General features: G+C 71.3%; 1 protein-coding gene and 1 pseudogene. Both read right to left on the bottom strand.

Annotation, left to right across the window (positions count from 1 at the left end; genetic code table 11):
• A pseudogene (locus AB4Z01_RS34945) lies at window positions 1-8,870 on the bottom strand (hypothetical protein); the annotation flags it as partial.
• Window positions 8,871-9,072: 202 nt separating this feature from the next.
• Window positions 9,073-9,453, bottom strand: a 381-nt coding sequence (locus tag AB4Z01_RS34950) for a M10 family metallopeptidase C-terminal domain-containing protein (RefSeq protein WP_441701287.1), incomplete at its 5' end; no start/stop codon positions are given.

A 9,453-nucleotide genomic window follows, 5' to 3' on the forward strand; every position in this document is an offset into this window, starting at 1 on the left:
TTGGCGTCGCCGGTCAGGGTGTCGGCGAAACCCGAGCCGACCACCTGCTCGATGCTGCCGAGCGTGTCGCCCGCGGCGTCGCCGCCGGAGACGTCACCCGTCGCAAGATCGACCGACACGCCGGCGGCCGAGCCGAGATAGCTCGCGGTGTCGATGCCGTCGCCGCCGGTCAGCGCATCGGCCCCGGCGGCGCCTTCGAGCGTGTCGTTGCCGTCGCCGCCGTCGAGCTGGTCGTCGCCGGCGCCGCCCAGGATGTTGTCGTCTCCCGCCTCGCCGAAGACCTGGTCGTTCTCGCTGCCGGCGTCGACCGAGTCGTCGCCGATGCCGCCATGGACCGTATCGATCCCGGCCCCGCCGACCAGCCGGTCCGCGCCGTCGCCGCCATCGAGGGTGTCGTTCCCCGCTTCGCCGGAGAGCGCATCGTCGCCGCCATTGCCGACGAGGGTGTCGTCGCCGAGCTCGCCGCCGATGATGTTGCGGACGTTGTCGCCGGTCAGGGTGTCGTCGTTGCTGGAGCCGTACAGGTTCTCGATGTTGGTCAGGACGTCGCCCGCGGCGTCGCCGCCGCTGTGGATGCCGGTCAGCAGGTTGACCGACACCGCCGCCGTTGAGCCCTGGTAGTTGGCGAAGTTCGAGCCGGCGCCGCCGTCGAGGGTATCGGCGCCGGCCCCGCCGCGGAGCTGGTCGTCGCCGSCGCCGCCGCTGAGCACATTGGCCGCGGCGGAGCCATACAGCCGGTCGTCGAGGTTCGACCCGATGAGATTCTCGATGCTCTGCAGCGTATCGCCCTGGGCATCGCCGCCGGTGCCGGTTCCCGCGATGAGGTCGATGACCACACCGACGGCGGAGGCCGCATAGTCCGCCGTGTCGACCCCGTTGCCGCCGAGGAGGCGGTCGGCCCCGCCCCCGCCGACAAGCGTATCGTCGCCGTTGGCGCCGCGCAGGTCATTGACCCCGCCATCGCCGGTCAGGGTGTCGGCGAAAGCCGATCCGACGAGGTTCTCGATGCTCAGCAGCGTGTCGCCCGCGGCGTCGCCGCCGGAGACGATCCCGGTCAGCAGGTTGACCGAGACCGCCGCCGCCGAGGTGTCATAGGCGGCGGTATCCAGACCGTTGCCGCCGTCGAGGGTGTCCGCCCCGGCCCCGCCGATGAGCGTGTCGGACTCATTGCCGCCGGTCAGCACATTGGCCGCGGCGTTGCCGGTCAGCACGTCGGCCAGGGCCGAGCCGATCAGGTTCTCGATGGTCGCCAGCGTGTCGCCCTGGGCCTCGCCGCCGGTGCCGGTCCCGGTCAGCAGGTTGACCGTGACCGCATTCGCCGAGCCCGTATAGTCGGCAGTGTCCGTACCGTTGCCGCCGATGAGGCTGTCGGCGCCGGCCCCGCCGCGGAGCACGTCGTCGCCGTCGGCGCCGGTGAGGATGTTGGCCCCGGCATCGCCGGTCAGGCTGTCGGCAAAGTTCGAGCCGGAGAGATTCTCGATGCCGTTGAAGGTGTCGCCCTGGGCATCGCCGCCCGTGGCGGTGTTGGTGGCGAGGTTGATCGTGACGGCCACGGACGCGATGTAGTCGGCCGTATCGCTGCCGGCGCCGCCGATCAGGGTGTCCGCGCCGCCGCGGCCCGCCAGCACGTCGTCGCCGTCATCGCCATCCAGGACATTCACCCCGGCATCGCCGTTGATCACGTCGGCCAAGTGCGAGCCGGTGACATTCTCGATGCTGCTGAAGCTGTCGCCTTCGGCATCGCCGCCCGTCGCGGTGCCGGTCGACAGGCTGAGCGCGATGCCCGCGGCAGAGCCGAGATAGTAGATGGTGTCGATGCCGTTGCCGCCCTGCAGCGTGTCGGCGCCGGCGCCACCCATGAACGCGTCGTCGCCGTCGCCCCCCGCCAGGACATTCGCCCCGGCGTCGCCGGTCATCGCATCGTTGAAGGCCGTGCCGATCAGGTTCTCGATGCTGTTGAAGCTGTCACCGGCGGCGTCGCCGCCGATGTTGACGTTGGTGAGCAGGCTGATGATCACCGCGGCGGCCGAGGCGGCATAGGAGGCGGTGTCGGTGCCGTTGCCGCCCTGCAGCACGTCGGCGCCGGCGCCACCCTGGAGCGTGTCGTTGCCGTCGCCGCCGCTCAACGCATTGACCCCGGCGTTGCCGGTCAGCGTGTCGGCGAAGGCCGAGCCGATGAGGTTCTCGATGGCCGTCAGCACGTCGCCCTGGGCGTCGCCGCCCGTGCCGGTCCCGGTCAGCAGGTTGACCACGACCGCGGCGGCCGAGGCGGCATAGGTCGCGGTGTCGGTGCCCACGCCGCCAATCAGCGCGTCGGCCCCGGCGCCGCCATTGAGCAGGTCGTTGCCGTTGACGCCGTCGAGGATGTTGGCCCCGGCATCGCCGGTCAGGCTGTCGGCCTGGTTCGAGCCGGAGAGATTCTCGATGCCGTTGAAGGTGTCGCCCTGGGCATCTCCCCCGGTGGCGGTGTTGGTGGCGAGGTTGATCGTGACGCTCCCGGTCGCGATGTAGTTGGCCGTGTCGCTGCCCGCCCCGCCGATCAGGATGTCCGCGCCGCCGCGGCCCGCGAGCACGTCGTCGCCGGCGCCGCCATCCAGGACATTGGCCCCGGCCTCGCCATTGATCGTATCGGCGAAGGCCGAGCCGATGACGTTCTCGATGCTGCTGAAGCTGTCGCCCTGGGCATCGCCGCCCGACGCGGTGTTGGTCGACAGGCTGAGCCCGATGCCCGCGGCGGAGACGGCATAGGAGGCGGTGTCGCTGCCGTTGCCGCCGATCAGCGCGTCGGCCCCGGCGCCGCCCTGGAGCACGTCGTCGCCGTTGCCGCCGTCGAGGGTGTTGGCCCCGGCATTGCCGGTCAGGACGTCGGCGAGGTTCGAGCCGGTGAGGTTCTCGATGCCGGCCAGCGTGTCGCCCTGGGCATCGCCGCCCGCGCCGGTGCCGGTTGCGAGGTTGACCGTGACGCCTGCGGCGGAAGCGACATAGTTGGCCGTATCGACGCCGGCTCCGCCCTGCAGAGAGTCCGCGCCGGCACGGCCCGAGAGCGTGTCGTCGCCGGCGCCGCCGTCCAGGGCATTCGCCCCTGCATCGCCGCTGATCGTGTCGGCGAAGGCTGAGCCGATGACGTTCTCGATGCTGCTGAAGCTGTCGCCCGCGGCATCGCCGCCCGAGGTGGTGCCGGTCGTGAGGCTGAGCGAGACCGCGGCGGCCGAGGCGGCATAGGAGGCGGTGTCGCTGCCGTTGCCGCCCTGCAGCACGTCGGCGCCGCCGAGGCCCTGGAGCGTGTCGTTGCCGTCACCGCCGGCCAGGATGTTGGTCGCGGCGCTGCCGCTCAGCGTGTCGGCGAAGGCCGAGCCGATGAGGTTCTCGATGGTCGTCAGCACGTCGCCCTGGGCGTCGCCGCCCGTGCCGGTCCCGTTCAGCAGATTGACCACGACCGCGGCCGCCGAGGCGGCGTAGGAGGCGGTGTCGCTGCCGTTGCCGCCCAGCAGCAGGTCGCCGCCGGCGCCACCCTGGAGCGTGTCGTTGCCGTCGCCGCCGTCCAGGACATTGGCCGCGGCATTGCCGGTCAGCGTGTCGGCGAAGGCTGAGCCGACCAGGGTCTCGATGGCCGTCAGCACGTCGCCCTGGGCGTCGCCGCCCGCGCCGGTCCCGTTCAGCAGGTTGACCACGACCGCGGCCGCCGAGGCGGCATAGGAGGCCGTGTCAGTGCCCGCGCCGCCCTGCAGCGTGTCGGCGCCGCCGAGGCCGATGAGCGTGTCGTTGCCGTTGCCGCCGTTCAGCACATTCACCCCGGCATCGCCGGTCAGCGTGTCGTTGAGGCCCGAGCCGGTCAGGTTCTCGATGCCGGTCAGGATGTCGCCCGCGGCGTCGCCGCCCGAGGCGGCACCGTTGACCGTGACCACGATCCCGGCCGCGGAGGCGCCATAGCTGGCCGTGTCGGTGCCGGCACCGCCCTGCAGCGTGTCGGCACCGGCGCGGCCGTCGAGCGTGTCGTCGCCGGCGCCGCCGTCGAGGGTGTTCGCCCCGGCGGTGCCGATCAGGATATCGTCGAGATTCGAGCCGACGAGGTTCTCGATGGTCGCCAGCGTGTCGCCCTGGGCGTCGCCGCCCGTACCGGTGCCGGTCAGCAGGTTGACCGTGACGCCCGCGGCCGAGGCGGCGTAGGTGGCGGTGTCGATGCCCGCGCCGCCCAGCAGCGCGTCGGCCCCGCCGCGGCCCGCCAGCAGGTCGTCGCCGGCGCCGCCATCCAGGACATTGGCCCCGGCGCTGCCATTGATGGTGTCGGCGAAGGCCGAGCCGAAGACGTTCTCGATGCTGCTGAAGCTGTCGCCTTGAGCATCGCCGCCCGACGCGGTGTTGGTCGACAGGCTGATCACGATGCCCGCCGAGCCGTCATAGGCGACGGTGTCGATGCCGTTGCCGCCAGTCAGCGCGTCGGCCCCGGCGCCGCCGGCGAGCAGGTCGTCGCCGTCGCCGCCCTGCAGCGTGTCGGCGCCGCCGCCGCCCAGGAGCGTGTCGTCACCGTCGCCCCCGGCCAGGACATTGACGTTGTTGCCTCCGACCAGCGTGTCGTTGAAGGCCGAGCCGGTCAGGTTCTCGATGCCGGACAGGGCGTCGCCCTCGGCATCGCCGCCGCCGCCGCCGCCGTCGACCGCGACCACGACCGCGGCGGCCGAGGCGGCGTAGCTCGCCGTGTCGGTGCCGGCGCCGCCCTGCAGCGTGTCGGCGCCGCCGAGGCCGATGAGCGTGTCGTTGCCGTTGCCGCCGTCCAGCACATTGGCCGCGGTGCTGCCGGTCAGGGTGTCGTTGAGACCTGAGCCGATCAGGTTCTCGATCGCCGTCAGCGTGTCGCCTGCGGCATCGCCGCCGGAGCCCACGCCGGTCAGCAGGTTGGCCGTGACGCCCGCCGCCGAGGCGGCATAGGTTGCGGTGTCGATGCCCGCGCCGCCCTGCAGCGTGTCGGCGCCGCCGAGGCCGATGAGCGTGTCGTTGCCGTTGCCGCCGTTCAGCACATTCACCCCGGCATCGCCGGTCAGCGTGTCGTTGAGGCCCGAGCCTGTCAGGTTCTCGATGCCGGTCAGGATGTCGCCCGCGGCGTCGCCGCCCGAGGCGGCGCCGTTGACCGTGACCACGATCCCGGCCGCGGAGGCGCCGTAGCTCGCCGTGTCGGTGCCGGCGCCGCCGATCAGCGCGTCGGCCCCGGCGCGGCCGTCGAGCGTGTCGTTGCCGTTGCCGCCGTCGAGGGTGTTCGCCCCGGCGGTGCCGATCAGTATGTCGTCAAGATTCGAGCCGACGAGGTTCTCGATGGTGGCCAGCGTATCGCCCTCGGCGTCGCCGCCCGTACCGGTGCCGGTCAGCAGGTTGACCGTGACGCCCGTGGCCGAGGAGACATAGTTCGCCGTGTCGATGCCCGCGCCGCCGATCAGCGCGTCCGCGCCACCGCGACCCACCAGCACATCGTCGCCGGCGCCGCCATCCAGGACATTGGCCCCGGCGCTGCCGTTGATCGTGTCGGCGAAGGCCGAGCCGGTGATGTTCTCGATGCTGCTGAAGCTGTCGCCCGCGGCATCGCCGCCCGACGCGGTGTTGGACGTGAGACTGATCACGATGCCCGCGGCGGAGGCGGCATAGGACGCGGTGTCGATGCCGTTGCCGCCGATCAGCGCGTCCGCGCCGGCGCGGCCCTGGAGCGTGTCGTTGCCGTCGCCGCCGTTCAGCACATTGGCCCCGGCATCGCCGGTCAGCGTGTCGTTGAGGCCCGATCCGGTCAGGTTCTCGATGCCGGACAGGATGTCGCCCGCGGCATCGCCGCCCGACCCGGTGCCGTTGACCGTGACCACGACCGCGGACCCGGCGTAGCTGGCGGTGTCGGTGCCGACGCCGCCCTGCAGCGTGTCGGCCCCAGCCCCGCCTTCGAGCGTATCGTTGCCATTGCCGCCGTCGAGGGTGTTCGCCGTGGTGGTGCCGATCAGCGTGTCGTTGAAGGCCGAGCCGGTGACATTCTCGGTGGTGGTTATGACGTCGCCCTGGGCGAAGCCGCCGGTGTTGGCGTTGGTGAGCAGGTTGACGCTCACCGCCGCGGTGGAGGCGGCATAGGTCGCCGTGTCGATGCCCCCGCCACCGTCCAGCGTGTCGGCCCCGGCGCCGCCGTCGAGCAGGTCGATGCCAACGCCGCCCTGCAGGTTGTCGGCGCCGCCCAGGCCGATGAGCGTGTCGTTGCCGTCGCCGCCGTTCAACGCATTGACCCCGGCATCGCCGGTCAGCGTGTCGTTGAAGGCCGAGCCGGTCAGGTTCTCGATGCCAGACAGGATGTCGCCCGCAGCGTCGCCACCGGAGGCGGCGCCGTTGACCGTGACCACGACCGCGGCGGACGAGGAGGCATAGGAGGCGGTGTCGCCACTGCCGTTGCCGCCGTTCAGGGTGTCGGCGCCGGCACGGCCCTGAAGCGTATCGTTGCCGTCCCCGCCGGACAGAAGATTGGCGCCGGCATCGCCGATCAGCGTGTCGCCGGAGGTCGAGCCGATGAGATTCTCGACGCTGTTGAAGCTGTCACCCTGGGCATCGCCGCCCGCGCCGGTGCCGGCCAGGTTGACCGTGACGCCCGCCGCCGAGGCGGCGTAGGTGGCGGTATCGATGCCCGCGCCGCCGTTCAGGGTGTCGGTGCCGCCGAGGCCGATGAGCGTATCGTTGCCGTTGCCGCCGTTCAGCACGTTCGCCTCGGCATCGCCGGTCAGCGTGTCGGCGAGGCCCGAGCCGATGAGATTCTCGATATTGGCCAGCGTGTCGCCCGCGGCATCGCCGCCCGCGCCGGTGCCGGCCAAGAGGTTGACCGCGACGCCTGCCGCCGAGGCGGCGTAGGTGGCGGTATCGATGCCCGTGCCACCGTCCAGCTTGTCGGCGCCGCCGAGGCCGATGAGCGTATCGTTGCCGTTGCCGCCGTTCAGCACATTCACCCCGGCATCGCCGGTCAGCGTGTCGGCGAGGCCCGAGCCGGTCAGGTTCTCGATGCCGGTCAGGATGTCGCCATCGGCGTCGCCTCCCGAGGCGGCGCCGTTGACCGTGACCACGATCCCGGCCGCGGAGACGCCGTAGGTGGCCGTGTCTGTGCCGGCGCCGCCGGTCAGCCTGTCGGCCCCGGCGCGGCCTTCGAGCGTGTCGTTGCCATTGCCGCCGTCGAGGGTGTTCGCCCCGGTGGTGCCGATCAGGATGTCGTCGAGGTTCGAGCCGATCAGGTTCTCGATGGTCGCCAGCGTGTCGCCCTGGGCATCGCCGCCCGTGCCGCTCCCGGCCGCGAGGTTGGCCGTGACGGCCGCGGCCGAGGCGGCATAAGAGGCGGTGTCGATGCCGTTGCCGCCCTGGAGGGTGTCGGCGCCGCCGCGGCCCTGAAGCGTGTCGTTGCCGTCGCCGCCGGCCAGGACATTCGCCCCGCCGTCGCCGGTCAGCGTGTCGCCGAAGGACGAGCCGGTCAGGTTCTCGATGCCCGACAGGATGTCGCCCGCGGCGTCGCCGCCCGAGGCGGCGCCATTGACCGTGACCACGACCAAGGCGGCGGACCCGGCATAGCTCGCCGTGTCGATGCCGGCGCCGCCGATCAGTGCGTCGGCCCCGGCCCCGCCTTCGAGCGTATCGTTGCCATTGCCGCCGTCGAGGGTGTTCGCCGCGGTGCTGCCGATCAGCGTGTCGTTGAAGGCCGAGCCGATGAGGTTCTCGATGCCCGTCAGCATGTCGCCCTGGGCGAAGCCGCCGATGTTGGTGTTGGTCAGCAGGTTGACGTTCACCGCCACGGTGGAGGCGGCATAGGTCGCCGTGTCGATGCCCGCGCCACCGTCCAGCGTGTCGGCCCCGAAGCCGCCGTCGAGCAGGTCGATGCCGGCGCCGCCCTGCAGGTTGTCGGCCCCGGCGCCGCCGCTGAGCGTATCGTTGCCGTCGACGCCGTTCAACGCATTCGCCCCGGAGTTACCGGTCAGCACGTCGTTGAGGGCGGAGCCGTTGACGTTCTCGATGTTGCTGAAGGTGTCGCCAGTGGCCTCGCCGCCGGACGCGGTCGAGGTGGCCAGGTTGATGGTCACCCCGACGGTGGAATCGGCATAGCCGATGGTGTCGGTGCCGGCGCCGCCGTTCAGCACGTCGCCGAGCGCGCCGCCCTCGAGATAGTCGTTGCCGGCTCCTCCGTTCAGCGTGTCGATGCCGCTGCTGTCGTCGGTTTCGTCGTTGCCGTCGCCGAACAGCTGGTCGTCCCCATTGCCGCCGTTGAGCGTGTCGTTACCGCCGAGCCCGATCAGGATGGTGTTGACGGTCAGGTTGGCGGTCAGGATGTCGTTGAAGCCCAAAGTGCCGAAGACCTGTTCGAAGCCGGCGAGGGTGGCGCCCCCGGTCATGGTCCCGGCCGCCAGGTTGATGGTGAGGGCCGCGCCCCAGCCGCTGCCGTCGAAGACGTCCACGCTGCCGGCGCCGCCGTCCAGCGTGTCGGCGCCTGCGCTGATAAAGATATAGTCTTCGCCGGCGCCGCCGCTGATCACGTTGGCTCCGTTGTCGCCGGCGAGCTGGTCGTCGAAGGCGCTGCCGGTCAGGTTCTCGAAGCCGCTGAACGTGTCGCCCTGGGCGTCGCCGGACTCAGCGAATCCTTCCAGGTCCACGTTGACGGCCCCGCTGGAATTGGCGTAGCTGAGCGTGTCGATGCCGGCGCCACCGGTCATGGCATCGGCGCCCAGGCCACCCTGGATGACGTCGTTGCCCCCGAGGCCGCTGAGCGTGTCGTCGCCGGCGCCGCCATTGATGATGTCGATGCCGTCCGGGTTCGCCGGATTGCCCGGATCGGTCCCGGTGAGGATGTCGTTGCCGGCGGTGCCATTGAGGGTCTGGGTCATGATCGTCCTCCTGCTTCGCTGGTCGGCGCCGCCGGTTTCTGTTGCGAGCGGCCGGGCTTCAAATGCGCCCGGTTGGCCCAGGCAGGACTGTATAGGTAGGATTTATCACAGGTTCTGCATATCCGGATAGGCAGATCGGACGGTTCGTGGGGCCGGGTGCCGCAGGAGGCCCGGACGCCGCCGGCGTCCGGGCCTGCTGGAGCTAGAGCACGAAGTCGCTGGCGGTCAGGGCGTGGTCGGCGGTGACGTTGATGGCGAAGTCGGAGACCTTGTCGCCGTTGACGTCGACATAGACCACCTGGACCGCCCCGGCCGTCACCACCCGCAGCTCGCCGGCCTGGCCGGTGTAGGCGCCGGTGCCGAAGGTGAAGGCGGTGTCGCCGTTCTCGGAATTGCCGTCGGCATCGATCGCCGACAGATCGATATGGTCGCCGGTCGAGACGTCCAGGATCGTGTCCTTGCCGGGGCCGGAGACCGCGCTGTCGGACAAGGCGGTGTAGACGAAGCGGTCGTTGCCCGCGCCGCCCTTCAGCGCATCGCCGCCGCCACCGCCGGTGAGCACGTCGTCGCCGGCCATGCCCCA

This window comes from Inquilinus sp. YAF38, from assembly GCF_052113205.1.
GTDB lineage: Bacteria > Pseudomonadota > Alphaproteobacteria > DSM-16000 > Inquilinaceae > Inquilinus.